Origin of the sequence: Alicyclobacillus herbarius DSM 13609 (assembly GCF_000430585.1) — a bacterium.
Classification (GTDB): Bacteria; Bacillota; Bacilli; order Alicyclobacillales; family Alicyclobacillaceae; genus Alicyclobacillus_G; species Alicyclobacillus_G herbarius.
The window spans coordinates 102,212-128,061 of record NZ_AUMH01000005.1; the positions used below are offsets into that span (position 1 = coordinate 102,212).

At 57.4% G+C, this 25,850-nt stretch carries 19 protein-coding genes and 1 pseudogene; 16 read left to right on the plus strand and 4 right to left on the minus strand.

What is annotated here, in order from left to right; genetic code table 11:
• Window positions 1-171 precede the first annotated feature (171 nt).
• The 4 genes from H522_RS0104895 to H522_RS0104910 are packed head-to-tail and all read left to right on the plus strand — an operon-like array spanning window position 172 to window position 7,159.
• Window positions 172-1,698 (plus strand): Wadjet anti-phage system protein JetA family protein, encoded by a 1,527-nt coding sequence (locus H522_RS0104895; protein ID WP_026961448.1) that lies wholly within the window; start codon window positions 172-174, stop codon window positions 1,696-1,698.
• A 3-nt stretch (window positions 1,699-1,701) separates the two neighbouring features.
• A complete protein-coding gene (locus H522_RS17695; protein ID WP_051343912.1) occupies window positions 1,702-2,385 on the plus strand; it encodes a DUF4194 domain-containing protein in 684 nt (227 codons plus the stop codon).
• A complete protein-coding gene (locus H522_RS0104905) occupies window positions 2,382-5,891 on the plus strand; it encodes an ATP-binding protein (RefSeq protein ID WP_026961449.1) in 3,510 nt (1,169 codons plus the stop codon). The genes H522_RS17695 and H522_RS0104905 overlap by 4 nt, the downstream gene beginning before the upstream one ends.
• Window positions 5,888-7,159 (plus strand): Wadjet anti-phage system protein JetD domain-containing protein, encoded by a 1,272-nt coding sequence (locus H522_RS0104910; RefSeq protein WP_026961450.1) that lies wholly within the window; start codon window positions 5,888-5,890, stop codon window positions 7,157-7,159. The genes H522_RS0104905 and H522_RS0104910 overlap by 4 nt, the downstream gene beginning before the upstream one ends.
• Before the next feature lie 327 nt (window positions 7,160-7,486).
• Here H522_RS0104910 and H522_RS0104915 read toward each other — a convergent pair whose 3' ends face one another.
• Window positions 7,487-7,822: a hypothetical protein gene (locus H522_RS0104915; protein ID WP_026961451.1), complete on the minus strand. Its 336-nt coding sequence runs from the start codon at window positions 7,820-7,822 to the stop codon at window positions 7,487-7,489.
• 227 nt (window positions 7,823-8,049) lie between these two features.
• Between H522_RS0104915 and H522_RS0104920 the strand changes: the two genes are divergently transcribed.
• Window positions 8,050-8,601 (plus strand): hypothetical protein, encoded by a 552-nt coding sequence (locus H522_RS0104920; RefSeq protein WP_026961452.1) that lies wholly within the window; start codon window positions 8,050-8,052, stop codon window positions 8,599-8,601.
• Between the two features lie 177 nt (window positions 8,602-8,778).
• On the opposite strand, the gene H522_RS0104925 is transcribed toward H522_RS0104920, so the two are convergent.
• The 3 genes from H522_RS0104925 to H522_RS17700 all read right to left on the minus strand — a co-directional run bounded on the left by H522_RS0104925 (window position 8,779) and on the right by H522_RS17700 (window position 12,040).
• The gene (locus H522_RS0104925; protein ID WP_026961453.1) at window positions 8,779-10,218 is read right to left on the minus strand and encodes an aldehyde dehydrogenase family protein; all 1,440 of its coding nucleotides are present in this window, start codon (window positions 10,216-10,218) and stop codon (window positions 8,779-8,781) included.
• Window positions 10,219-10,363: 145 nt separating this feature from the next.
• Window positions 10,364-11,302, minus strand: coding sequence for a hypothetical protein (locus H522_RS0104930; RefSeq protein WP_026961454.1), 939 nt, complete (start codon window positions 11,300-11,302; stop codon window positions 10,364-10,366).
• A gap of 66 nt (window positions 11,303-11,368) precedes the next feature.
• The gene (locus tag H522_RS17700) at window positions 11,369-12,040 is read right to left on the minus strand and encodes a FadR/GntR family transcriptional regulator (RefSeq protein WP_051343913.1); all 672 of its coding nucleotides are present in this window, start codon (window positions 12,038-12,040) and stop codon (window positions 11,369-11,371) included.
• A 471-nt stretch (window positions 12,041-12,511) separates the two neighbouring features.
• Between H522_RS17700 and H522_RS0104940 the strand changes: the two genes are divergently transcribed.
• From H522_RS0104940 to H522_RS0105005, 11 genes and pseudogenes are all read left to right on the plus strand, one after another.
• Window positions 12,512-13,837 (plus strand): MFS transporter, encoded by a 1,326-nt coding sequence (locus tag H522_RS0104940; RefSeq protein ID WP_026961455.1) that lies wholly within the window; start codon window positions 12,512-12,514, stop codon window positions 13,835-13,837.
• 2 nt (window positions 13,838-13,839) lie between these two features.
• Window positions 13,840-16,071: a dihydroxy-acid dehydratase domain-containing protein gene (locus H522_RS17705; protein ID WP_081411884.1), complete on the plus strand. Its 2,232-nt coding sequence runs from the start codon at window positions 13,840-13,842 to the stop codon at window positions 16,069-16,071.
• Window positions 16,004-17,152 (plus strand): galactonate dehydratase, encoded by a 1,149-nt coding sequence (dgoD, locus tag H522_RS0104950; protein ID WP_026961456.1) that lies wholly within the window; start codon window positions 16,004-16,006, stop codon window positions 17,150-17,152. The genes H522_RS17705 and dgoD overlap by 68 nt, the downstream gene beginning before the upstream one ends.
• A 19-nt stretch (window positions 17,153-17,171) precedes the next feature.
• Entirely contained in the window at window positions 17,172-18,038 is an 867-nt protein-coding gene (locus tag H522_RS0104955; protein ID WP_162143478.1) for an MBL fold metallo-hydrolase, read from the plus strand.
• Between the two features lie 44 nt (window positions 18,039-18,082).
• Window positions 18,083-18,721: a bifunctional 4-hydroxy-2-oxoglutarate aldolase/2-dehydro-3-deoxy-phosphogluconate aldolase gene (locus H522_RS0104960; RefSeq protein ID WP_026961458.1), complete on the plus strand. Its 639-nt coding sequence runs from the start codon at window positions 18,083-18,085 to the stop codon at window positions 18,719-18,721.
• Window positions 18,722-19,226: 505 nt separating this feature from the next.
• Window positions 19,227-19,601, plus strand: coding sequence for a cyclase family protein (locus H522_RS20945; protein WP_211230650.1), 375 nt, complete (start codon window positions 19,227-19,229; stop codon window positions 19,599-19,601).
• Between the two features lie 84 nt (window positions 19,602-19,685).
• Window positions 19,686-21,011: an MFS transporter gene (locus H522_RS17710; RefSeq protein WP_035452663.1), complete on the plus strand. Its 1,326-nt coding sequence runs from the start codon at window positions 19,686-19,688 to the stop codon at window positions 21,009-21,011.
• 30 nt (window positions 21,012-21,041) lie between these two features.
• Window positions 21,042-22,052, plus strand: coding sequence for an ureidoglycolate dehydrogenase (allD, locus tag H522_RS0104980; RefSeq protein WP_026961460.1), 1,011 nt, complete (start codon window positions 21,042-21,044; stop codon window positions 22,050-22,052).
• Between the two features lie 275 nt (window positions 22,053-22,327).
• Window positions 22,328-23,692 (plus strand): annotated as a pseudogene (locus H522_RS22045) (ABC transporter substrate-binding protein).
• A gap of 149 nt (window positions 23,693-23,841) precedes the next feature.
• The gene (locus H522_RS0105000) at window positions 23,842-24,798 is read left to right on the plus strand and encodes a carbohydrate ABC transporter permease (protein WP_081411886.1); all 957 of its coding nucleotides are present in this window, start codon (window positions 23,842-23,844) and stop codon (window positions 24,796-24,798) included.
• Window position 24,799: 1 nt separating this feature from the next.
• Window positions 24,800-25,660 (plus strand): carbohydrate ABC transporter permease, encoded by an 861-nt coding sequence (locus tag H522_RS0105005; RefSeq protein ID WP_026961464.1) that lies wholly within the window; start codon window positions 24,800-24,802, stop codon window positions 25,658-25,660.
• Window positions 25,661-25,850 lie beyond the last annotated feature (190 nt).

The window sequence follows — 25,850 nt, forward strand, 5'->3', positions numbered from 1 at the left end:
TTTTGGTGTACGGGAGGATGTGTGGGGGTGAAGAATCGGTTTGCACGTATGCCATAAGTAAATTTCCACCATGTGTCGCGTCATTCGACGAGATCCGCTAAACTAATGAGATACAAGAATAGGACGTTCTTATGTTTGCGGAATATCCATGCAGTCTTAAGGCGGTTCGTCATGCGCGATTTATTCGAAGTGATTCCCGACAACCTATTTTCCGTTCTGGCAGCGCCGAATCGGCGCGTCTATTTTCGCGCCCTGATGGTGCTGCGCGATTGCTACCAGCGCGAGGTGCAATTCCGGCGCAGTGACTTAGTCACCTACCTCATCAGCCAGATGGAAGACGATTTGGCGATGACGTCCTTTGCGGATGACGAGGTTACCGTTGGCGCCCTGGCCGACGGGGCAGGCGCCTTGCCGCCGTCTACGTCTGTCAACGCCGCGGATGGGAATGGCGAAGCTGGGGTGGACGGGGATGATCTCGATGACACGGCGACTGTGTCCGGGCGGGCGCACGCATTGGTAAGGAAGTTGATAGATACCGGTTGGGTGGCTTCCATCACCGAGGCCAACACGTTCGAGGAAACGCTCATTGTGCCTGAGTACGCCAGCATTCTCCTCGACGCGTTGCACGCGATTGTCGATCCGCCCGAACAGCGCTACAACGCGTTTGTCTATTCCATCTACTCGACCCTGCGCACGGCCCATGAGGACCGAGACGAGTTTATGTTCCAGGCGCTGCAGAGCGCTTATGACAACACGGTCGCCCTGCGTGAGAGCCTACGTAGCCTCTTGCACAATATTCACCTTTTTTATCAAAAACTTCAAGACCGCAAAGAGATTCGCGAACTTCTCCAGGAACACTTTGACGAGTATCAGCTCGGGGTGGCGCTCAAGGTCTATCACCCGTTGAAGACCGTGGACAGCGTGTATCGCTTCCGGCCGCGCATCCTGCAGGTCCTGCGCGCCTGGCTGCAAGACCCGGATGTCCTTGCCGATATGGCAAAACGCCTACGCCTACAGCGTCCGGAGTGGGACGAATCGGAAGGCCGATACGAAGTGGTCCGCATGATTCAATTCATCATCGATACTTTCGAATCGATCGATGATACGCTGCGCGAGATTGATCGGCGTAACACGGCATACAGCCGAGCTTCGGCAGAGCGGTTGCAGTACCTGCTCAACACCGATAGAGATGTGAAGGGAAAGCTGATTGAACTGCTCAAGGCCTTACCTCCCATCGACGCTGCGGAGGATTCTCCGCTGCTTGAAGAAATGCGGCAGCTGCCCCTGTATCAGGTTCAGTGGGTGGATGCGGACGCCTTGTACACAGAACCCACACGCAGGCAACGAAGTAGACCACGCCCGCTCCAAGTTTCCCAGCAGGTGGCTGAGGCAGCGTTTGCGGCTGAGGCCGAGGAAATGCTCGAGCGCATGGATTCCATCTTTTCGGAGGCACGAATTGTCGAGTTTATCCTTCGACAGATGGATGAAAAAGGCGTGTTGCACACGCGGGCGCTGCGGTTGAAGGAGATGGAAGACTTCTTACGGACAATGATGGCCCTGATTAAGGCGGATGAGCCAGAAGTTCCGTTTGATGTGGAGTGGGACGAGGAGAACCAGGCGGTGGTCATCGGGGAATACCGGATTCCGGCCTTCGCGTTTGTTCGCACCGTGAATTCACAGCTGCCGAGGAGGGAATAGCCTATGGATTGGCAGCGGGAGTATATGGCACTGACCGAGAGGGACCGGGAAGAGTTGGCTCGAATTGTCAGCCTGCTGTTTGAACAGACGTTTCTGCTGCGGGATGTGTGGGATGCCAAGGAACGCCGGACGGTTACGAATCGCGATTACCGGTTTGTGGAACGGGTGCTGCCGGTGTTGCAGGCCTATCTGGCGGTGAGTGGGTTCCAACTCCAGGTGGATGGTCGGCGGGGCGTGATGGCGCTCTACAATCGCTTTGGCCGCAATCGGGCACGCGTGGACAAGCTGACTACCTACGTGCTTTATACCCTGCGGCTCATCTATGACGAGCAGATGGAACAAGCTTCGATGCGGCACGAAGTGGTCATCCCCCTACAGGAGTTGATTGCGAAACTGCACACCTTGGGCCTGGTGGATAGGAGACTGGCTGCCACGCAGTTGGAACAGACCCTCAACCGGTTGCGCCGACGCGGCATTCTGGCGCGGGTGGCCGGGAACGCGCGGGATTTGGACAGCCGCTGGCTCATTTACCCGAGTATCACCATTTTGGTTTCGGACGAGCGTATCAACCTCCTCTACGACCGGCTGCAGGGAAGCCAGAGTGGGACGTTGACAGAGAGCGACGACTTGGGTGTGGAGAACGATCCGGATGAGGAGGCGGACAACGATGTGGAGGTGAATTTATGATTCAGCTGCGACGAATGCTGCTCGTCAATTGGCACTACATCGTCCATCAGGTGTTCGATTTTGAGCAGGTGACGTTCTTGACCGGGAAGAATGGCGCCGGCAAGTCGACCATTCTGGACGCCTTGCAGTTGGTTGTATTGGGGGACACCAGTGGTCACTACTTCAACAAGGCGGCCAATGACAACTCGAAGCGGACGTTACGCGGGTATTTGCGCGGCGAGGTGGCGGAAGAGGAGGATCACGGGGTGATATACCTACGTGACGGTCAGTTTTCCTCCTACATTGCCGTCGAGTTTGAGGATACACGCAAGCGGCGGCGTTTTTGTTTTGGTGTGGTCTTCGACAGTTATCCGGACGCAAGTTATGACCACCGGTTTTTCTCTTTCGACGACGCACTCCCTGACTTTCACTTTATTCGTGACAACGTGCCCTTGGACATCCAGGCCCTGCGTCAGTGGGGACAACGGCAGCGAAAACGGTTTGAGATGTATGAGAGCAACAAGCGGTATCAGGAAGTCTTCTTGGCCAAGATGGGTCGTCTCAACGAAAAGTTCCTACGCTTGTTCCGCAAGGCGGTGCCGTTCACGCCGATTATGGACGTGGCCGGCTTTATCTCGGAGTTTGTCTGCGATGTCAAACACCAAGTGGACATTGAAGACATGCGCGAGAATATTCGTCACTACCGGCGCATGGAACAGGAATTGGAGCACGTCAAAAAGCGGATTGAGGCGCTTTTGCAGATCCAGGAGACGTACAAGAACCTGGAGACGGTGCGCGGACGGCTGCGCGTGTATCACTATCTGCTCGATCGCGCCGAGGTCCAGCGCGTGGAGGACGAGGTGACGGCGGCGCAAAACCGCCTGTCGCACTGCCAGACGGCGTTGGACCAGGTGTTGACCGAATTGACGGCGGCGGATGCAGAACACCACCAATGGCAAGACAAGCGCGACCGATTGGTCGAGGAGCGGGCGCAATCCGATGTGTACGTGAAGCAGCAGACCTTGCGAGCTGAGCGCCAGCTGCTGGAGACTCAGTACGCCGACATCAGCCGCGCGGGAGCTCGGCAGTCACGACTGTTGACCGAACATCGGGCGCGCTGGCAGGCGGTGGAGAAGGGCTTGGCCGAGGCGGTGCGCTGGTTCCAGGCACCCGCTCTGCGCGGGGACGGAGTGCCAGGTGGGGCTGGCGCGGGGGCGCAGAATGCGGCCCTAGCCGCTACAGGCGGCCACGGTGTCGACCTGGAGGCTGAGGCCGACACACTGGGCGCGGTGGCTTCCGAGTATGAACAAGCTCTCCGCCACTTACGGATGGCCCTGGCCGCGCTGCCGACCGGCTACGTGTGGCAGGGACGCACGCTCGTGGACGTGGATGTGGAGGCTTGTCGCATTGACCTGGGGGCCCTCGCCGAAGCGGTGGAGCACTTTGAAACGGTGCACGAGGCACTGGTGGACGCCCATCGCCGGATTCGCGACGGGTTGGGCGCTTGGGAACAGGAGATGAGGGATTTACAGCAATCCATCGCCGAATTGCGCCGTGGCATCAAGCAGTACGATGCGCCCATTGTGCGTTTGCGCCAGGTGCTGCGCGAGGGATTGAAACGTCAGACCGGGCAGGATGTGCCAGTGGAGATTTTCGCCGACTTGCTGGAGGTGAAAAATCCAGAATGGCAGCCGGCCATCGAAGGGTATCTGCATACGCAACGCTTCTATCTCATCGTCCCGCCGGAACACTTTATCGCCGCCCTGCGCATTTATGACGAGGTCAAGCGGATCGATAAAGTGTTCGACGTAGGTCTGGTGGATATCGGGAAGATTCTTGAGGAGCACCCGCAGCGGATGCCGGGTTGTTTGGCCGAAGAGGTGGAGACGGACAACCCGTATGCACGGGCCTACGCTGATTTCCTGTTGGGCCGCGTCATCAAGTGCGACCGGGTGGAAGATTTACGTCAACACCGTACCAGCATTACGCGTGACGGGATGCTCTACCAAAGCTTTGTGGCGCGCCAGTTGAACCCACGCCGCTGGCAGACGATGTATATCGGGAAACGGGCGATTGCTCAGCAGCTCGAGCAGAAGACATCACGCCTGGCCTTTGTGGAGCAAGCCTGCGAGCGCTGGCGGCCGCGTCTGCAGCAGGCACAGGGGTGGAGTCGGCAAGCCGTTCTCACTGGGGCGGATGTTGAAGCAGCCCGCGAGACGGACGCACGCCTGGCGGAACTGGCCGCTTTGCAAGAAAAACTGCGCGAGGTGTTGGACAGGCTCGGGTCGCTCGACCTCACGTACTTGGCGTCGCTCGAAGCGCAGATTGCGGAGTGCGACCAGGAACTCGCCCACATCCGCGCGCGCATGGATGACTTGCAGCGTCGCCGGGGGAACCTTGTCGGCGAGCGGGATCGCCTAGAAGGAGAGGTGCTGCCCGAGTTGAACCAACGGCTGCAAGACGCCAAATTACGCCTCGCCTCCCAGCACGATCCGCTGTTCGCTGCGGACATTGGTGAGCCTCGCTACCAACAGGAAATGGAGCGGTTAGGGTCGGTCGACACGCTTGTAGCCAACTTCGCCCGCCAGCGCTCAACCGACGCGAATCGTGAACAGGAGTACCAACGGGAACTGATTGACCAGCGAGCGGCGTATAACAGGCAGTTTTTGGCCGGGTTTGACATTCAGCGCAGAGACAACGATGCGTACGAGGAAGAACTCCGTTGGCTCACCGAATCCCAGGCGACCGAGTACGAGGAGAAGATTCGCGAAGCCAAGGAGCGCGCTCAAATCCAGTTCCAGGAGGACTTCATCAGTAAGCTGCGCAGTAACATCGAGACGGTGGAGCAGCAGATTCGCGATCTGAACCACGCGATTCAGAGTGTGCCGTTTGGTCGTGATCGCTACCACTTTGCTGTGCGGCCGAATCCGCAGTATGAGCGCTTCTACCGCATGATTACGGATGATATGCTGCTCGAGGGCTACGGGTTGTTCTCGCAGTCGTTCCAAGAGCGGCACGGAGATACGATTGAAGAACTGTTCCGGAACATCGTCGATGTGGACGAGCAAGACCCGATGGTGCAGACAGAACTGGAGAACAATCTGAAGCGGTTTACCGATTATCGGACGTACCTTGATTTTGACCTGGTGGTCAAAGACGAGGAAGGGCGCCAATCCCGACTCTCCCGGGTGATTGCGAAAAAGTCTGGGGGTGAGACGCAAACTCCGTTTTACATTTCCGTGCTCGCTTCGTTCGCCCAGATGTACCGCGTGCGCCAGATGGGTTTGGATAATACGCTGCGCCTGATTGTGTTCGACGAGGCGTACAGCAAGATGGACCATCAGCGCATTCGCGAGAGCATCCGCCTCACACGTGAACTCGGGCTGCAGTTGGTTCTTTCCGCGCCGACTGAGAAAATTGCGGATATTGTCCCGCACGTGGACAGAACCCTGGTCGTGACACGCATCCGCAGCGAGACGCGCGTGTCCGCGTTTGACGCCAAACGGCAGGGGGTCAAGTTAGGGTGACGAGATCGCCGTGGGCAGAACGAGTGGTCGCCGAGCTTCTGCATCGCTACGAGTCCAGCAAGGCGTTTGCGCTGGGTCAGCCGACTGCACGCAGGGTTCAACTGCGCATTGAGGAGCGCTTCGTGCCTGGCTATCTATCCGGCTTGGCCGATCCGGACCTAATTCATGCGTTTCACGCGGACCTGGTGGGCCTTGAACGGACCGGCGTGCTGGAACTGAAGTGGGTGAAGCATGAGGAGGGCAATCTGCTCGAGCGGGTGTATCTACAGTGGTCGGGTATTGAGCGTGCCTACGCGTGGTTGGGGCGGCGGCCATTGCGGGACGAATTGGCCGACATCGCGACGGAGTTGGAGGCATGGCGCCCGCGCTTGCGTACATCGTGGCTGCAGCAGTGGCTGGACGATGTGCTCGTTCACCTCCGCGAGCAGGGGCGTTTTCCAACCAGTCTGTTGCCTGTGGAAGCGGATCGGCGTCAGTTGCTTTTGGCCGCTTTGGCCGGATGGGTGGATAAGGGTGACGAAGAGATGACCCTGCGCTTGTTCTCAAAGCGCTATTTGCGTGACAGTAAGGCGTTTGAACGCCAGGTGCAAGAGCGCTTTTTGGCCGTTGTACGCCGTTACTGGCCACCCGCACAGCGTCTGCTTGAGGTGGGAGTGGGCGACGCGGAGTTGCTGGCGGAGTTAGGCATCTCGACAAGTCACGACGATGTCGCGTTTGCCGGACCGCTCGGGCTTCGTCTCGACGGCCACGAGGTGGATGTCTCTTCGTTTCCTTATGGACTTGCGCTGGGGACGGAATCACTGCGCAAGTTTCATGTCGTGTCAGCGCCCATCCAGCGCGTCATCACGATTGAAAATAAAGCCAACTACCGGTACTATGTGCGACAAGACAGGGCGCGTGACGAACTCGTGGTTTATCTGGCCGGATTCGCGAGTCCGGCGGTGCGCAGGTTGTTGCAGGCGGTCCGCGAGTGCTTTCTGACCCGGAGACAGCCCTTGCCGCGCCTTCAGCATTGGGGCGATTTGGACTACGGGGGCATCCTCATTCTGCAACACCTGCGCGAGTCGGTCTGGCCCGAAGCCATCTCCTGGCGGATGGAGCCGGTGTGGCTGGACAAGCTGCGGGAGTACGTGGCACCGTTTGATGCCCGTTATCGGGACAAGTTGGCGAGGTTGCTGGAAGACGAGCGGTATGTAGCCGAATGGCCACTCGTGCGAAAACTGCTCGAGGTCGGCGGGACTCTGGAGCAGGAAGCGTTTTTGGTGTAGGGTGCACGCCGGCACCGTAGGATGCTTTCGGTGGACTCATTGTTCGTTTTCAGCCGTTTTTTATCTGCCTCTGCCCGTCTGCGGAACAGAGAATGGCGCCGATTTCAGGGTGCAGGCAGAGAATACGTTGGTGGCCAAAACAAGATGAAAAGCCGCACTGATGTAGAACAACTCTCCCATCGGTTATGGACGCTCTCGTTTTCCTGCGGTATCCTGTTCGTGAGGTCAAGCTTGAACATCCTGGAGACCGTGGGAGTGCGTTATGGAGCCTCGTCCGCCGGGCAAGTGGTCCTCGCCCAGCAGCGGCCCGATTGCAAGTTGATACTTCTAATGCACAATCCGGTTGCGTAGTTCCTGGAGGCGATTCCACTGTTTCCGTAAGAGGTCCAGGCGCTGATCAAACGGAATGGTATCCCAGTGCTCGTACAGGTGTCGATTGGCCTCCTCAAAGCGTTCAATGGTATTAAAGAATGCTTCCGACCGTTTGTCGTAATACTTTTCGTCCGCGTAAGACCGCTCTGCGATTTGCTCAAGTCGGTGCTGCTGTTTCTCCAGGATGGCGTCAATCTCCGCTTCGTCTAACCGGTTCCAAGCGTTCATCAAGGCCTGATTCGCCAGTTCGTAACTCTGCAGCGTCTGAGCAATAACTTCCTCGTTTTTCACATTTTGGCTCCTTTCCTCATCTGGACTTTGTTGCTAGGATGTCACGCGCTGCCGAAAAACATGTGACCAAGACGGCATTGGTTGAGCGCGAGCAGCCATAACCAGCCATCTGGACACCCCCTCTCGTCGCCGTGGATGTGGTAGATGGGGCAAATACAGGGAGCCACAAAAAAACAGCAAACCTGGCCACATTGCGTCGGGCCAGGTAGAAAACAGGGGGCGACCAAATGGACCCAGAATTAAAGGCTTTTCTGGAAGGGATGGAAGGCCGTCTTATCGACCGACTGGACCAAAAGGTGGACGAGGGGTTACAACGTGTCAGGTTGCAGCTCGTCGAGACGATGGACGAAAAGCTGCAGGCTATGGAACAGCGTCTGGATGTGAAGATGGACGAAAAGCTGCAGGATATGGAACAGCGTCTGGATGTGAAGATGGACGAAAAGCTGCAGGATATGGAACAGCGTCTGGATGCGAAGATGGACGAAAAGCTGCAGGATATGGAACAGCGCCTGGATGCGAAGATGGACGCGAAGCTGCAGGATATGGAACAGCGGTTCCATGGAACCCTGCAGGAATTTGCGTCACAGATTTTGGATCAGGTTAACGTTAAGACAAATCAATTACTTAAAGAAGTCAATCAGGTCAGCCGAGACTTGCGAGATGTAAAGGAAAGGCTTGAGCACATTGAAGGTATGGTCCTTCGTCACGAAAAAATTCTGGACATCCATACCCATAAGATCGCGGTGATTGAGCAGGAAATGGAGATCGCGCGGCGGTAAGCCCGTGGATGGGGAAAATCGCTGCGTTTGTTCGAGCGCTGTAACCTTCCGTTTCATAGCGTGGTTTTCGGGCAGCGTTTCGATGGCACCCTTCCAGGGACACCGCCTTTATGCAGGCGGCGTCACTGGTGTATTCAAGGTTACAGTGTTGGCACGTGACCGCCCGATTTTCGGTGTCTATCTCCCATAATAAACCGCGCAGGTCTTCACCTGGCTGTAAAAGTCCAGCGCTGCCTGGCCCTGTTCGCGGGTGTGGGAGCTGGACCACTTCATGCCGCCAAACGGAGCCTGGTACTCGACCCCAGCCGTTTCCAGGTTGATGCGGACCATGCCTGCCTCGACCTCGTCGAGAAAGCGCAGGCCGTACGCAAGATTTTGCGTAAAGATGGAGGCGGAGAGCCCGTACATGGTCTGGTTGCAAAGGGCAATCGCCTCTTCGACATCGGCTACAGGTAGGAGCGTGGCCAACGGTCCGAAGATCTCTTCCTGCACCAACGGGTGATTGGCTTCCACCCCGGTCGCCAACAGGGGCCGGACGTAGTAGCCGTTTGCCACGTCGACGGTGGTGGGACCAACGGCCAACGTCTGGGCATCCGCCTCCACCTGTTTCACGTACGATTGCACCTTATCGTATTGGGCCTTCGACGCTACCGGTCCCAAGTAGGACTTGGCGTCGAGCGCGTGGCCCAAAGGCGCCTGTTCCAGTCCTTTGGCCAACGCCTGTACCAAGGTATCGAACACGGTCATTTCTACAAAGATGCGGCTGGTCGCCGTGCATTTTTGCCCGGCGGATCGGAAGGCACCACTGAGGATGGCCGGAACCGCCACGTCGAGGTTTGCGTCGGCGAGCACGATGGCGGCGTTTTTTCCGCCCATCTCCGTCTGATATTTGATGTTGCGGCTGGCGCATGCGGCGGCCACTTGACGGCCGGTTTGGGTCGATCCGGTGAAGCTGACGGCATCGACATCCGCTTCTTCCACCAGTGCCCGGCCCACGTCCTGACCGCGGCCGATGACCAGATTTAACACCCCGGCCGGCAAACCGGCTGCGGCAAACAGCTCCGTCACGCGGGTGGCGGTCAGTGAAGCGGTCTCGGCCGGTTTCCAGACGACCGTGTTCCCGCAGATGAGGGCGGGGGCAATCTTCCAGATAGGGATGGCCACTGGGAAGTTCCACGGGGTGATGATTCCCACCACCCCGAGCGGTACGCGCCGGGTGTATTGGAGCACCTGGCCAGCCGTGGAGGGGATGACGTCGCCGACGGCGCGGACGCCCTCCGCCGCATAGTAGCGCAGGAGGTGGATGCCGCGGGTTACCTCTCCGCGCATTTCAGAAATGGGTTTGCCCATCTCCGTGCTGGCCAACTGGGCCACTTCGTCCGCGTGCTGTTCCAGGGCCTGGGCCAATTTATACAGTACCTCGCCGCGCGCTGCGCCGGTCAGCCCGGCCCATCGTGGCAGGGCTTGCCGAGCGGCTTCTGCCGCCTGCTGCACGTCCGCAGGGGCGGAAAACACCACGGTCCCCACGTGCTCCTGAGTGTTGGATGGGTTCACCACCGTCAACTCGTCAGCCTTAGGCACAATCCACTCGCCGCCAATCCAGTTCTTTGAGTTCATTTGGCCACCTCCAGAAACGTCAATTCGCTGCATCCGGAACGAGTGCCTGTATTCCATACGAACATTGGCAGAAAAACCATTACGACCGATACCAATGCCGAGCAGGTGCTGAACCCGCGACTAGGCTTTTGGGGCCTATCATTTCTTAGCGCTTCGCAATCGCCGGGACGCCGAGGCCTTCCGCGCCCAGTTCCGAATCGACGGCGTCCGGCGCGTAGCGCTTGAGCAGTTCTAGGCCAATCGCCGCTCGGCGTACCCGCTCGCGGGTCAGGGTAATCGCTGTGTCTTCTAAGTGCGTACCCGATGGGTAGATGTTCGGCGCGTTTCTCAGGCCAAATTTGATATAGACGGGAGACAACACGCGCACAATCTCCGGCAGTTCGTAGTGGCGGACAAAGCCACCGAAGTCGTCCGGCGCCTCGACGTACATGTCGATAGGGATGTCCACCACTTGCCGAACCGCGGCCAAACGCGGCAGGGTCTGGTCGGAAGCGATGTTAAACGTACCGGCGCCAAGGTCCTGCAGGATGCGGATGGAGACCGGGTTGCTGGCACCCTGCAGCACCGACACCTTGACGACCAGGTCGGCGGGGAGCTTACCAAGCTTCTTGAACTCGTTGACCAGCCAAATCAGACCTTCGTCCGCCACCAACACGCTGCGGATGCCGAGGGAACAGGCGCGATGAATGTCCTCTAAGGCGTAAACGAGCTGGTCCATTCCCGCGTGCCGCCAGCCGATGTTCTTGCCCGCCTGGGTCAAGGGCTGCGACGCCACGTCAAACGGCGCCCGGGGTCCCACAAACAACGAGACCTCCATGCGGTTTTCATAGCCCAGTTCCGCCATTTCGCGAATCTCGTCATCGGTGAGCAGCATGATACCCGAGCCCTGCGAGATGCGGTGGACCCGAATCCCGTACCGCTTGATTTCCTCCAGGGCGGCCCGCATGGCCCTGGGGCCCTCCACGCTAGGAATTTCCACTCGGTATTGTGATCCGTCCGGAAACCGTTTTTGTGACGTCGGCAGGTCGTACGCGTCTCCGGTGGGGAGATTGAGCGCTTTCAATCCTGCTTTGGCCCACTCCATCCTTGCATCACTCACTTTCACTTAATTTTAGAGGTTATCCGGAAGGGGGTCCTTTCGGACAAGCATTTACATACCGTCGGATTGATGGGTCAAATCACTGAGTATGTAGGCCATCATGTCGTCCACGTGGGATTTCATCAGCGACTTGGCCTGCTCAGCGTTCCGTTCCTTCAGGGCACTGGCAATCATCCGGTGATAGTGGGCGGCTTTCTCAATCATGCCAGGAATCATGTTGGTGTAGCTGCGCCCATGACGGAACTGCCCTTCAATGGATTGAAACATGCCAAACAAGACTTCATTGTGTGCCGCCCGAGCAATCAGATGATGAAACTTTACGTCAGAATCGAGAAAGTCTTGGCGTCGTTCCACTAACTCCGACATTTCCGCGGCTGCCTGGTGAATGGCTTCGATTTCTTGCATAAATCCGCGTTGTGCCGCGAGAAAGGCGAGTTCAGGCTCGAGCAGGCTGCGTGCCTCAAACAGGTCTTTCAGAGAAGCGGCGGACAAATCAGGACCGAGCGCGTGCGTTGCGGTCAGGTCGGTGCGCACGAACATGCCGCGGCCTTGTTCAATCGTGATGATCTTGCGGTGTTCCAGGATACGCAGCACTTCGCGCAACGTGGAGACAGCCACGTTCAGGTCCTCGGACAGTTGCTGAATCGTCGGCAGCCGGTCTCCCGGGCGCCAGATGCCGCTGCGAATGTACTCTTCAATCGTGGCCAGGGTGGCCTCAAACACGCCCTGCTTGCTGGTCAGGTCTGTTCACCTCCTCCGGGACGCAGACATACACGACTAAACAAATCATATGATGAATATAGCGGATCGTCAAATGGATTTTGGAAACAATGTGAGGATCGGCGCGGATATGTCCGATTTTAACCAATGACAACGATTACATTGATCATATCAATTAACTCTTGTAAAATGGCGACTGTATAAAATCATCGGATGTGAGGAGCAGGGGGGAAGGCGAATGTAGCGCATAGGGTTCAACTGATTTTTTGAAACCGCTTTATCGCGGTTGCCTGGAAAGGGGTTAGAACTCCCCGGCGCATTGCTTCGTCAGCGCCCAAAATGCTCCCTCACGTACTAAAAGACGTACGCTCGGTACGCATTTTGAGCTAGCTTCCTCGCACTGCTTGGGTCTTACCTAACACCTTTCCGGACACGCACTCATACTTGCTAGGAGGGTGGATGCCCGTGAAAGAAATCAGTTCTCCGGCGGTCGGCGTTACCGCAGTCAATCGCAGCAGAACGCGAACGCGTCGGCGCTATGTCATCTTAACCATCTTGTTCATCAGCACGGCACTGAACTACCTAGATCGAACCAACATCTCGGTGGCCGGGCCGTTCATCAAATCGGACCTGCACCTGAACTCGGTCACTTTGGGTCTCATCTTTTCCGCCTTTGGCTGGACGTACGCCCTGATGCAGATTCCCGGCGGGTGGGTGTTGGATAGGCTGGGGCCGCGCTTGACGTACGGTTTGGCGATGTTGTTCTGGTCTTTGTTCACCCTGCTGCAAGCGTTTGCTCGCAGCTTTGCCGGGCTGTTCGGCCTGCGCCTGGGGCTTGGCATGTCGGAGGCGCCTGCCTTCCCGACCAACAACCGCCTGGTGGCCACTTGGTTTCCGAAACATGAACGAGCCTTCGCAACTGCGGTCTACACCGCCGGCGAATACATCGGGCTGGCGTTTTTGTCGCCACTGCTGGCGTGGATTGTGGCGACCTACGGCTGGAGCGCCATCTTTATCGTAACTGGCGTGATTGGTCTCATCTGGGTGCCGTTTTGGTTCCGCTTTATCCGCATGCCGGAAGAAACCCGCGGTGTCAGCCAGGAAGAACTGGATTACATCCGCGCAAAGGAGAACTTGAGTGAGGGACAGAGCCGACAGAAACTGGGATGGGCCGACCTGGCGGAGCTGTTTCGGCACCGTTCGCTCTGGGGGATTTACATCGGCCAGTTTGCGGTCACTACAACGCTCTGGTTTTTTCTCACCTGGTTCCCGACCTATTTGGTCAACGGCAAGCACATGACGATTCTGCACGTCGGCTTCTACTCGATGATTCCCTACATCGCCGCACTGCTCGGTGTGCTGTGCGGGGGCGCCGTGTCCGACTGGCTGCTGCGGCGCGGCGTATCGGTGGGCACGGCACGAAAATCCCCGATTGTCGTAGGGTTGCTGCTGGCTTCTGTGATTGTCGCGGCCAATTACACGACGTCCGTGCCGCTAGTCCTTGCCATCCTGTCGATCGCGTTTTTTGCCCAGGGTTTGTCTGCGATTTCCTGGACCATGGTCGGTGAACTGGCACCCGCGCGGCTGATGGGCCTGTGCGGCGGCGTGTTCAATTTCGCCGGCAACCTCTCCGGCATCGTCACCCCCATCATCATCGGGGTCATCGTCGGATCAACCAACAACTTTAACGGAGCGCTCCTGTTTGTCGGGGCGGTGGTGATCATCGGCGCGCTGTCCTATCTGTTCCTGGTAGGCAAGGTGGAGCGCGTGGTCATTCGGGACTCAATTCGGGAGGGATAAGCATGGAACGTTTGCGCATCAACAACCCAATCAACCCGTATCAATGGAACGTGCAGGGCAAGGCCAACGAACCGATTACGGTGGCGGGTCTCTTGGACAAGGCGAGGCTCATCTTGGGGCCGGAAGCGGCCGATACCCCAGTCACCTGGACGCTCGATGAGATCTACACGCGCCTCGAAGAGAATGCGCCGCGCATCGCCATCATCGGCGGGTCCTGGGATCACCCGGCCCACGTGATGGACCTCTGGACTGTTGCCCGATCCGCTCTCTCTTTGTGGGCTCACGGCGCGGTGCCGTTCTATGCGGCCATTCCGGTATTGTGCGATGGCACCGCTCAGAACACGATGGGGATGAGTTATTCCCTGCAGAGCCGGCAGGCGATTGCGAGTATGGTGATTAACCACCTGGAGGCGCAGTCGTACCACGGGGCGTTCGTGATTCAGAGCTGTGACAAACAGCCGTTTGGCGTGTTGTGCGGCCTGGCGCAGTTGGACGTAGTTCGCCGTCGGCGTGGTGAGGCGCCGGTCATGGCGACGTTTGCGCCGGTGCACGTGCTCAAGGGTGGCACCATCCCCGAGAAACTGCGCGCGGAATTGGAGGGCGTGGCGGCCCGCGCCGAGGCAATGGGGCTGCCGGACGTTGCTTACGATCTGCGCGACGCGATGGCGTACATCCTCCAGTGTTCCTCCAACACCGCGTTCCAAGGGGTGTTGACGCGCGCCGTCAAGGAAGGGGTTATCACCCACGCACAGCACAAGCTGTACGAACAGGTGCTGGCGGTGAACACCTGCGACAGTGCGGGCGGCATCTGCGCCTTCCACGGCACGGGCAACAGCTCCCGGGATGCGATGGCTGGTCTGGGTCTCGTCCACCCGACGGTGGAGCTGCTGACGGTGCCCCCCACGCGGGCGCAGATTGACGAGTGTGTCGGGGCGCTACTCGCGGTCATCAACCGGCCTGAGTTCAGCGTGTCCGAACTGGTGCGCGCCAACATCCGCAACGCCATACGCGTTCACAGTGCGGCGGGCGGATCAACCAATTTGATGATGCACATCGTCGCTGCCATGATTTACGCGGGCCAGCCCTACAGCCTGTATGACGTGGAGCGGGTCTGTCAGGAGTACCCCATCCCCGACTTGTTCGACTACAGCCTGACGGAAGGGCGGGATATCTACGCCCTCGCCTTGCAGTGTGGCGCCGGCTATTCACGGGGGATGGAGACGCTGATTTACGAACTGGTGCAAAATGGCGTGCCGATGGACCTCGACGCGCTCACCATCACCGGTACTACCTGGCGCCAGCGGTTGGAGGATAAAAAGGGCTTGGCCGCAGACAACGTCAAAGACAATCCCATCATCCTTTCCTCGCCGCGGCGCCCGTTCAGCGGGGTGGACATTCTGCGCAGCAACTTCTTTGAAAGCGCGGTGGTCAAAATCAGTGGCATGGCGACGGAACAGTTGGACGAGTTTGACGACAAGCTGGCGGTGGTGGTCTACTTCCAGGACGAGGATGAGGCCAACCAACACCTGCTCAATCCGGAATTGACCGAGCACTGGCGAAAGGAACGGGTGGTCGACGAGGACGTGTTGCGAGCCTTGTACCGGCTGAACGGCGGGCAGGGTGAGGCGCCAACGGACTATGACGATCTCTTCCGAAAAATGGTGGAGGAGCGCCTGCTCAAGGTGGCGGTGGTCATCGCCGGGCAGGGGCCGGAGGCGTACGGAATGCCAGAGATGTTTACACCGATGCAGCACATCAACGCCAATCGGGCGCTGCAGAAGTTATCGGTACTGCTGAGCGATGGCCGTTATTCGGGCGTGACGTACGGTGCGGCGATTGGGCACGTGACTCCGGAGGCGATTCGCGGCGGCGGGATTCTCTACCTGCGCACGGGCGACGTGGTGCAGTTGGGCTTTCGCCGGCGGCGGATTGACCTCCTGGACAGCCAGGCCCTGCGCGAAGGCCGCGTGCAGGTGGCAGCTGGCGATTGGCAAGCGGATCGCCAAACGCTGGTGGAGGAGCGCAAGGCGCGCATGCTCACTCGGCGTCGGCGAGTTTCGGCGGCCAACCGTTTGACCCACTGCACCGATGCGGCGCACGGGGTGGTGCCGCTGGAGGTGTGGGAAGAGGCGGTGGCGAATTCTTCCCAAGACGGGGGTGACGCAGATGAAAATCGCGCGCATCGAACTGTTTCCGGTGCCGCCCAGGTGGCTGTTTCTCAAGGTGACCAGTGAGGACGGCTTCGTTGGCTGGGGGGAGCCGATTGTCGAGGGGCGCGCGGAGACGGTGGCCGCGGCGGTGCGGGAGCTGGCCGACTACGTGATTGGCCAGGACGCCGACCGGATTGAAGACACCTGGCAGGTGCTGTATCGGGGCGGCTTTTACCGCGGGGGTCCCATTCTGATGAGTGCCATCGCCGGAATTGACCAGGCGTTGTGGGACCTAAAAGGCAAGCGGTACCAACTCCCGGTTTACGAGTTTTTGGGCGGTCGCGTCCGCGATAAGGTCCGCGTGTACGCCTGGATTGGCGGCGACAGACCGAGCGACGTGGGCGAACAGGCCTGGATGAAACGGGAGCAGGGCTTCACGGCCATCAAGATGAACGCCACGGAGGAACTGCACTACATCGATTCGCATGTCAAGGTAGACGCGGTGCTGGAGCGTGTACAGGCGGTGCGGGATGCGGTGGGGCGCGATTTTGGCATCGCGGTCGACTTTCACGGCCGCGTGCATAAGGCGATGGCCAAGGTTTTGGCCCGCGAGCTGTCCGCCTTTGACCTGATGTTCATTGAAGAACCGGTGTTGCCGGAGCATAACGAGGCACTGCGCGAAATCGCCCGACACACGACGACGCCGATAGCCACTGGCGAGCGGATGTTTTCCCGCTGGGACTTTAAGCGCCTTTTGCAAGACGGGTACGTCGACGTGATTCAGCCCGACCTGTCCCACGCGGGTGGCATCTCCGAGGTGCGAAAGATTGCCGCCATGGCGGAGGCGTATGATGTGGCCGTGGCGCCGCACTGTCCGCTCGGCCCGATTGCCCTCGCAGCCAGCCTGCAGGTGGACGCCGCGACGCCGAACGTGTTCATCCAAGAGCAGAGCCTGGGTATCCACTACAACCAGGGAAACGATTTGCTGGATTACCTGAGCGACGCGACGGTGTTCCGGTATGAAGACGGGTTTGTTTCATTGCCGAAAGGGCCCGGGTTAGGCATCGAAATTGACGAAGAGCGGGTGCGTCAGGCGGCGGCCGAGGGGCACCGGTGGAAGAACCCGGTGTGGCGAAACGAAGACGGCACCGTGGCTGAGTGGTGATGGGAAGGAAGGGATGAATGTGGCGTACGTATATAGGTTCGGATCGGCCCTGGCCTCGGACATCCGGGAGACGCGCGTTCCAGAGGGTGCGGTCGCCATCTGGAGCCTGGGCCAGGCGGGCGTCGTTCTCAAGGTGGCCGGTGAGACCGACGGGATGGGGGATGCCATCGTCGTCGATCCGTACCTGTCCCGGTCGATTGAGCAGAATTCACCGGACACCGAGTTTGTCCGCGAGTTTCCACCGCCCCTCCACCCAGAAGACCTAGCTGGGGTGGCGGCTGTGTTGGTCACGCATGAGCACGACGATCACCTGGATCTAGCTACCCTGCGGCCCCTGGCCGAGGCGTCACCGGAGACGAAAATCGGGGTTCCAGTGCCGCATGTAGGGCTTCTGACCACAGGTGGGATTGACTCAAACGCCGTGGTGCCGATGCGGGTTGAAACAGACGTCCAGCTGGGCTCGTTTCACGTGCGGCCGGTGGCGGCGGCGCACACGGAATATCGGACGGATGCAGAGGGCAACCACCACTACCTGGGCTACCTGGTGGAGGCGGGCGGTTTACGAGTCTTTCACAGCGGGGATACGCTAGTGACGGAGGCGCTGGTGGAGACCGTCCGGGCAGAGCGGCCGCACATTGTGCTGTTGCCCATCAATGGGCGCGATTACGAGCGGACGCGGCGCGGCATTGTCGGGAACATGAACGCCCGCGAGGCGCTCGACTTCGCGGACGCCGTCGGAGCGGATCTCATAATCCCGATTCACTTTGATATGTTTCCCAACAACCGTGACAACCCGGCGTACTTTGTCGACTACTGGTTCCAGCACCGCCGGCACGTGAAGTTTCACATGCTCGCGGTCGGCGAACGGTTTTTGTACTGGCCGTAAATGCGTGTCCGGACCACCTCTGTAAGCGAAGGAGGAGCGCAGAGATGGATGCACATATGCAGGACTGGCTCCAGGAGACGGGCGTCATCGCCATCGCCCGCGGCGTCGCCGAGGGAGATATTCTTCCCTTGGCCGACGCCCTGTACCAGGGCGGCGTGCGGCTGATGGAGGTCACCCTGAACACGCCGGGGGCGCTTGAAATGATACGCACGCTAAAGGGGGTGTATGGTGAAGAAATGGGCATCGGTGCGGGTACGGTGATGTCGGTAGAGGAGGCTCGCGCCGCAAAGCTCGCGGGCGCGCGGTACCTGGTTACACCACATGTCGACGTGGACCTGATTCGCTACGGCGTTGACCAGGGCCTGCCCGTGTTCGCCGGCGCCTTGACTCCGACCGAGATTGCCACCGCCCATCAGGCGGGCGCCAGCCTGATAAAGGTGTTTCCCAGTGCGTCCGTGGGTTCCGGATACTTCCGCGACTTGCGCGGACCGTTTCCCGACATCCCGCTGTTGGCCGTGGGCGGGGTGAACCTCGACAATGCCGCTGAGTTTCTCGCAGCGGGCGCGGTGGGCTGGGGGCTCGGCAGTTCCCTGGTCGACAAGCGTCGGTTGGCGACGCGGGATTTTGCGGCGATTCAGGCCATCGCGCGCAGGTTTGTGGAGGTGTATCAGGCATATGCTTAGCGACGTTGTCCGAAAAGGGGTCAGAACTTCCGCCCCTTTCCGGACACGCATTTGGAAAGAGAGGTGGTGATTTGATGTAATCGCATTCATCTTTCCCAGGTGGCGGAACGCAGATACGAGCCATGGGACGCCGCACCCCGCTGAGAGGAGGAAGCCTCACGTCAGATGTCCGGCTTGAAAGCGCTTTATAGAATCATCGGCATGCTTCGGTGGCTGGATTCTTCATTCAGCACTTTGGCTGGACATGGGGCTACATTATGCTTGCTTTCACGTGCGCCTTGACCTTCGTCCCGATGTTCTTTCTTAAGGAAACGGCCGGGAGACAAGTCGCGCAGCAGACTTCGTGAGTTGGAGGGGAGGGACGCGTAGTGGACCCGATAAACACGTTGTTGGGCTGCTTGAAGCATCAGTTTCAGATTGTGGACCTGACACACACGCTCCAAGAGGGCATTCCATGTTGGCCCACGCAAGCTCGTTTTGGGCGCACACTGTACGAGTCGTATGCGTGGGGGGATGTAGTATTCTCTTACTTCACTTTCGCTGGGACAAATGGTGGGATACGCAGCCGAGAGGTGCAGGGTTTACTCGGGAATGGCCAGGGTTGTCTCAGGACGCTGCCGCGTATGTCGTGGAAAAAGGCGTGAAGCTGGTAGGCTGCGACACGATGGCGATTGACGTCTATGGAAGTGAAGACAACCCTGCACACCACACACTGCTTGGGCATGGCGTTTTGATTGTGGAAAACCTGCATAACCTAGCTGTCCTCCCTCCGTTTTCGATTTTTTTGGCACTACCATTGCCTTTTAAAGACGGGTCTGGGTCGCCAGTCCGCGCCATCGCCTTGATGCCCGTACCCCCGGATGGGCTAGTTCGTTCCTAAGCCGCATAGCTTCGGGCTGCCAAGCCTTTACACCGTGAAGCATACGGTGCAACCGCCTTGCAAGTCAAACTGGGGAGGTCACATATGGGTTCGGTTCCTGTACGGAGTTCGGGGAAGACGAATGCACGTTGGGTGATTGCGTTTTTGATGTGGGCAGCGATTGCCATCAACTACATCGACCGAAGCAATCTATCGGCTGCGGCACCGGTCTTATCCCAGCAGTTGCATATCAATTCGGTCGATATGGGCATTGTGATGTCATCATTCTTTTGGACCTACGCCTTTTTTCAGATACCGTCCGGATGGTTTGCGGATAAGATTGGCCATCGCATCAGTTTGGCATTCGCCGTTGGCTGGTGGTCGGTCATGACCGCCCTGACCGCGGCAGCCAGGAGTTTCGGCGCTTTAGTCGGGATTCGGCTCCTTCTCGGTTTGGGGGAGGCGGGGGCCTATCCGAGCAACGCGGGCGTGACCGCGAAATGGTTTCCAGACAAGGAGCGAGCTCGTGTTTCGGGCATTTTTGATAGCGGATCCAAGGTGGGTACGGCAGTTGCGATGCCGCTCATCGTGCTCTTGATGTCTCACTTTGGTTGGCAGGTTCCATTCATCGTATCTGGACTATTGGGACTGGTGTGGGTAGCCGTCTGGGTCTGGTATTATCGCGATCCGGAAAAACACCGTTACGCGAATGCGGAAGAGATTCGATACATCCGTGAGGGCCAGGTCAAAAAGGAAGGGCTCTCGGCCCAGGTCCCGATGAAGTGGTATGAGTTGTTCCGGTATCGAAACATTTGGGCGATGTGCGTTGGCTTCTTTACACTCAATTATGCCATCTACTTTTTCATCACGTGGTTCCCGGACTACCTGGTTAATGAACGTGGAATGAAGATGATGACGATGGGGTTTGTCGCGATGATTCCTCCGTTGGCCGGGTTGGTCGCGGAGCTCGTCGCCGGCTGGACGATGGACTTTCTCTACACGAAGGGCTTATCGCTGACGGTCGTGCGAAAGGTTCACCTGGTCGGCGGCATGATTATTGCAACATCCATCGCGCTGGCTGGTCTCGTGAACTCTGCGGTGTGGGCGGTTGCTCTTTTGGCCATTTCGTACGCCGGATTGGAGTTTGCCGCTTGTGCGATTTGGTCGCTTCCAGGCGACGTCGCGCCGGCGAATATGACATCCACGGTCGGCGGCATCCAAAACTGTGCGTCCAACATTGCGGGCATTCTCGGACCGATTGTCACGGGGGCGATTGTGGCGGCGGCGCACTCCTTTGTCCCGGCCCTGTTGGTCTCGGGCGCGATGACCTTGATTGGTGCTCTTACATACCTGTTTGGCCTGGGCAAAGTTGAACCGATTCAACCTGTGATTTCGAATCCTACGCAGCCGTATGGTGTATCCGCTGACTAAGGTGAGTAGCGAGAGGGGATGGTGCTGGCCATGGTAGACGTCATCGTTCAGGAACCAGATTTGAAGGATATGGTGGTGCGCAAACTCACCTCTGCTGGATTGCCGCGGGAACACGCACTCGTTGTGGCGGATGTTCTGGTTCACGCGGATTTAAGAGGGGTTCATTCCCATGGTGTATTGCGTACAGAACACTACGTCAAGCGCATTCGGCAAGGCGGCGTCAATCCTGAGCCTGATTTTACGTTCCGTCCGACCGGGACTGTGGCGGGCGTTTTTGACGGCGATGATGGGATGGGGCACGTGGTCATGAAAGAGGCGATGAACTCCGCCATCGCGTTGGCGAAAGAATATGGCATCGGTGTGGTCGGTGTCGTGAACAGCAGCCACAGTGGGGCATTGTCGTACTTTGTCCAGCAGGCGGTAGGTGCGAACATGATTGGCCTGGCGATGACGCAAACCGACAAGGCGGTCGTACCGTTTGGCGGTGCCACCCCGTATTTCGGAACCAATCCAATCGCCTACGGGTTTCCAGCCGCGCGACACAGACCCGTTATTCTCGACATGGCGACAAGCAGTGTGGCGTTTGGCAAGGTCCTCCACGCGCGGGAAGTGGGGGCAGCCATCCCTCCAGATTGGGGAGTCGACGAGCTGGGCCGCCCGTGTACAGACCCGCACCGGGTTGTCGCTCTACTCCCCTTTGCAGGCCCAAAGGGTTACGGCTTAGCCATGGTCGTCGATATTCTGTGTGGGATTCTTACTGGTTCCGCGTTTGGTCCTCATATCCAGCCCATGTACCAGGACTACGACAAGATGCGCAAACTCGGTCACTTCGTCTGTGCGATGGACCCAGGACTATTTATGGAGCGATCCGATTTTCTCATGCGGATCGACCAAATGATTGACGAGCTGCACGAGGTCGCACCGGCTGCCGGGTTCGACCGCGTTCTCGTACCTGGGGAACCGGAGCAAATTCTCCATGATGAACGGATCAAACAGGGGATTCCTGTGCCGGAGTCTTTGTACCGGTATCTGTCGACTTGAATGGGACTCTCGATTCACCCATGGTCTATATAATATTGAAAATTATTTCATAAACAGATTTGATCACATTGAATAATAAGAGCTGTATCATACAATTGAAGGATTAGTCGTAATGTTGCTAAAGAAGGGGGGTATCTGGACATGGTGCACCATTCAGCCGCTCATTTTTCTTGAGAAATTTGAAACCGCTTATATTCAAGTTTTTGAGTGAATGGCACCCAACATACCAGAATTATAAGCGGGGCGATGAAATGAAAAATATCCAGAAGAGAGCCATGGCATCCGTCGGCACAATCGGCGTGCTTGCAAGCACAGTAACAGGATGTGGAAATGCTTCTTCCGCGAGCAAGATTACCACCATCACCTGGCTGGTCCGCAGTACTCCTGCTGAGCAACAATGGGAACACAAAGTGATCGCCTATTTCGAAAAACGCCATCCAAACATTCGCGTTCAATTGACCGTCATCCCTCAATCCGAGATCGATCAAAAAATGCAAACGATGTTCGCGGCTGGAGACCCTCCGGATGTCTTTGCCCCGAATTGGGCGAACGCCGGGTTTCGTACGTATCAGAGAGACCTATTGGACCTGACACCGTATATCAAGAAAACTCCTGGCATGTTGCAAGGTTGGAACCCGAAGTCGTTACAGCCATATACCGTAAATGGTCATATATATGCCATCTCATTGAATATTCTTGGTTCTTTCTTGTTCTATAACAAGGATCTCTTTAAACAGGCCGGAATCCCCAATCTCCCAACCAATTGGAATGATAAATCGTGGACCTGGGCGAAGATGGTCCAAGACGCCAAGAAGTTAACCAGGGGGAGTGCGGGGAACAAGCAGTATGGATTGATTGACTCGTTCGATGTGAATGGGGACGCCTGGCTGTGGGGAGGAGACCTGTTCACGAAAGAGTCCTATCAATCCGGTATCCCCCAGCCGACCCTAACGGATCCGGCGATAAAGAAGTCGATGCAGGCACACTATAACTTGGTCTTCAAGGACAAGGTCTCACCGACAGCCAGCCAATCGAGCGCGATGTCCGCCCTCTGACGGTTCTCCCTTGCGCGGCTGGAAAATGACGTCTCACCGACAGCCAGCCAATCGAGCGCGATGTCCGCTCTGGGTGATCCGTTCCTGACCGGGAAAGTGGCCATGATTATGAACGGCGGTTGGGGGCTTTGGACCTATCTACCAGCCCAATTCCACTGGAGTGCCGCGGCGCTGCCGTATACGGTGTCCGACCGTCGTGACGTGCTATACGTAGACTGCATGGGGATAGCCAAAGACAGTAAACACAAACAAGCCGCCTGGGAGCTGCTGAAGACGATCGTCGATCCAAAGACCGGCCTGAAGTGGTACATGGAGACGTCCAATGCGACTCCGCCGCAGCAACAATTATTACAGCAATGGTATCAACAGATGTCCAAAAGGACAGGCATCCCTGTAGCACAGTTGAAGCAGTTGCAAGAGGGAGCCGTCGCGCACGGAAGCGAGTCGGCGAATCACATGATTGTTCATTACAACGCCATCACCAACCTCCTCGCCCAGGCCGGGAATGCGGTGTATTCCGGTCAGTTGAGCATTCCGCAAGCCATCAAGCAGATTGGCAACGGTTTAAAGCCGTTTGAACAGTAAGCGGTTTCACATCAAGGATCGTAGCACTGTACGGTCATTTCTGTAATAGCAAATACAGCGTTCAGCCGGGAATACAAACAGCGAAGCGCCACTAAATGACACGATGACAAATGGTCTGCCGGTATTCAGCGCCGAGGGGAGGAAATCGTATGAGCATGAAGGCTGTAAATACTTCACTCACAAAACTACCGGTCTTGGAAAAGAGACAGCGGAGCATTGCGGAACGCAAGGAAGAGAGGATGTTCTGGCTATTCATTTCGCCGTGGGTCATCGGCTTTCTTGCGTTTTCGGGAGGTCCGATTGTCGCATCCCTGGCCCTCAGTTTTACGAAATACGATGTAACGTCCTCGCCCGTGTTTGTTGGCTTGAAAAACTTTATCGATATCTTTCAGGACCCCATCTTCTATAAGTCCCTTGAAGTGACCATTTTGTACACGGTTCTGTCGGTACCGTTTGACATTATCTTGGCTCTACTACTGGCCGTCCTGCTCAACCAGAAGGTGAAAGGACAATCCGTTTTCCGCACCATCTTCTACGCGCCGTCCATCATCGCTGGCGTGGCGATTTCTTTCCTGTGGTCCTGGCTGCTCAACCCGGTCTTCGGTGTGGTGAATTATCTCTTGTCTTTCATCGGGATCCACGGGATCCTGTGGTTTTCGGGAATTCACACTGTCGTCCCTTCATTCGTGTTGATGACCATGACTTCCATCGGCGGGACCATGATCATCTTCTTGGCAAGCTTGCAGAGTCTGCCCACAGACCTTTACGAAGCTGCGGCGCTTGATGGGGCGAGCAAGTTTAAGCAGTTTTTGCGCATCACTGTGCCGTTGATTTCGCCGGTCATCCTGTTCAATGTCATCATTGGTATCATCAATTCCTTCCAAGTATTTACACAGGCGTACGTGATTACGCAAGGCGGACCGAACTACAACTCGTATTTCTATGTGTACTACTTATTCGATACGGCGTTCAATCAGTTCCGTATGGGATACGCTTCGGCCCAGGCCTGGATTTTGTTCATCATCGTCGCCGCGCTGACGTTTTTGTCCTTGCATGTGTCGAAGAAGTATGTCTATTACGAGGACCCTGTCCAGGGAGGGAACTAGGATGCCGAAAACAGCTGCCAGATTTGCGCCCGGGAATTTAAGCTTATCGGGCAAGGTGCTCGTTTACATGCTTCTCATCATCGGCTCTTGCTTCTTCTTGTTCCCGGTGGCCTGGATGGTATCGACCGCTTTGAAAGATCAGGGAGCCGTCAGCCTCATGCCGCCACAGTGGATCCCGCACCCCTTCCGATGGAGGAACTTCGTCGATATCTTCACAGTCGAGCCGGTCGGACGATATCTTTTGAACACCGTGGTGTACTCGGTTCTGTGTGTAATCGGCTCCACATTTTCGTGCGCAGTGGTCGCGTTTGGCTTTGCCCGGCTGCGGGCGCGTGGGAAGAATATCATCTTCGCCTTGGTACTGGCGACAATGATGGTGCCGCCGCAGGTCACGATGATACCGCAGTATCTGGAATTCGTGGGACTGGGCTGGATAGATACGTATCTACCGCTGATTGTGCCTGCCTTTTTCGCGGCTAGTGCGTTTAATATCTTCCTGCTGCGGCAGTTTTACCTCGGAATCCCGCGTGATTTGGACGAGGCGGTGAAAGTGGACGGAGGTGGCTATTTCACCATCTTCTTTCGCATCATTTTACCGTTGTCAATACCGTCTATGGCTACGGTCGGGATCTTGGAGTTTATGTACCGCTGGAACGACCTGATGGGGCCGCTGATCTATTTGAACACAACCAACAAGTTTCCCATTGCCCTTGGGTTGGCGAATTTCTCTTCGGCGTTTGGATCCACCCCATGGAACCTGTTGATGGCCGCGTCGGTTGTATCTATCGTCCCCTTGTTGATATTGTTCTTCTTGGCACAGAAATACTTCATCAAGGGCATTGTGATCAACGCGTCGAAGTAGACGGTAAATCCGAATAACCTCAACAAGTAAATATCGAGTAAAATAAACGTATTGAGTAAGGTGCCTCGTGACAAACTTTAGGTCACAAGTCCGTCTTGGGGCTGTCCCAAACCCCATTCACAAGATAGGGAGGGGATAGCCCTCGTTGTTTTTGGTTGTTGTTTCGCATTCAGTGCGATTGGGTAACGCG

Excerpts from the sequence above, each read along its gene's own strand:
- dgoD (WP_026961456.1), top strand. The coding sequence starts at position 16,004 with ATGAAAATCGCGCGCATCGAACTGTTTCCGGTGCCGCCCAGGTGGCTG.
- H522_RS17705 (WP_081411884.1), top strand. The coding sequence starts at position 13,840 with ATGGAACGTTTGCGCATCAACAACCCAATCAACCCGTATCAATGGAAC.
- H522_RS0104960 (WP_026961458.1), top strand. The coding sequence starts at position 18,083 with ATGGATGCACATATGCAGGACTGGCTCCAGGAGACGGGCGTCATCGCC.
- H522_RS0104905 (WP_026961449.1), top strand. The coding sequence starts at position 2,382 with ATGATTCAGCTGCGACGAATGCTGCTCGTCAATTGGCACTACATCGTC.
- allD (WP_026961460.1), top strand. The coding sequence starts at position 21,042 with ATGGTAGACGTCATCGTTCAGGAACCAGATTTGAAGGATATGGTGGTG.
- H522_RS0105005 (WP_026961464.1), top strand. The coding sequence starts at position 24,800 with ATGCCGAAAACAGCTGCCAGATTTGCGCCCGGGAATTTAAGCTTATCG.
- H522_RS17695 (WP_051343912.1), top strand. The coding sequence starts at position 1,702 with ATGGATTGGCAGCGGGAGTATATGGCACTGACCGAGAGGGACCGGGAA.
- H522_RS0104920 (WP_026961452.1), top strand. The coding sequence starts at position 8,050 with ATGGACCCAGAATTAAAGGCTTTTCTGGAAGGGATGGAAGGCCGTCTT.
- H522_RS0105000 (WP_081411886.1), top strand. The coding sequence starts at position 23,842 with ATGAGCATGAAGGCTGTAAATACTTCACTCACAAAACTACCGGTCTTG.
- H522_RS17710 (WP_035452663.1), top strand. The coding sequence starts at position 19,686 with ATGGGTTCGGTTCCTGTACGGAGTTCGGGGAAGACGAATGCACGTTGG.
- H522_RS0104930 (WP_026961454.1), bottom strand. The coding sequence starts at position 11,302 with ATGGAGTGGGCCAAAGCAGGATTGAAAGCGCTCAATCTCCCCACCGGA.
- H522_RS0104925 (WP_026961453.1), bottom strand. The coding sequence starts at position 10,218 with ATGAACTCAAAGAACTGGATTGGCGGCGAGTGGATTGTGCCTAAGGCT.
- H522_RS0104895 (WP_026961448.1), top strand. The coding sequence starts at position 172 with ATGCGCGATTTATTCGAAGTGATTCCCGACAACCTATTTTCCGTTCTG.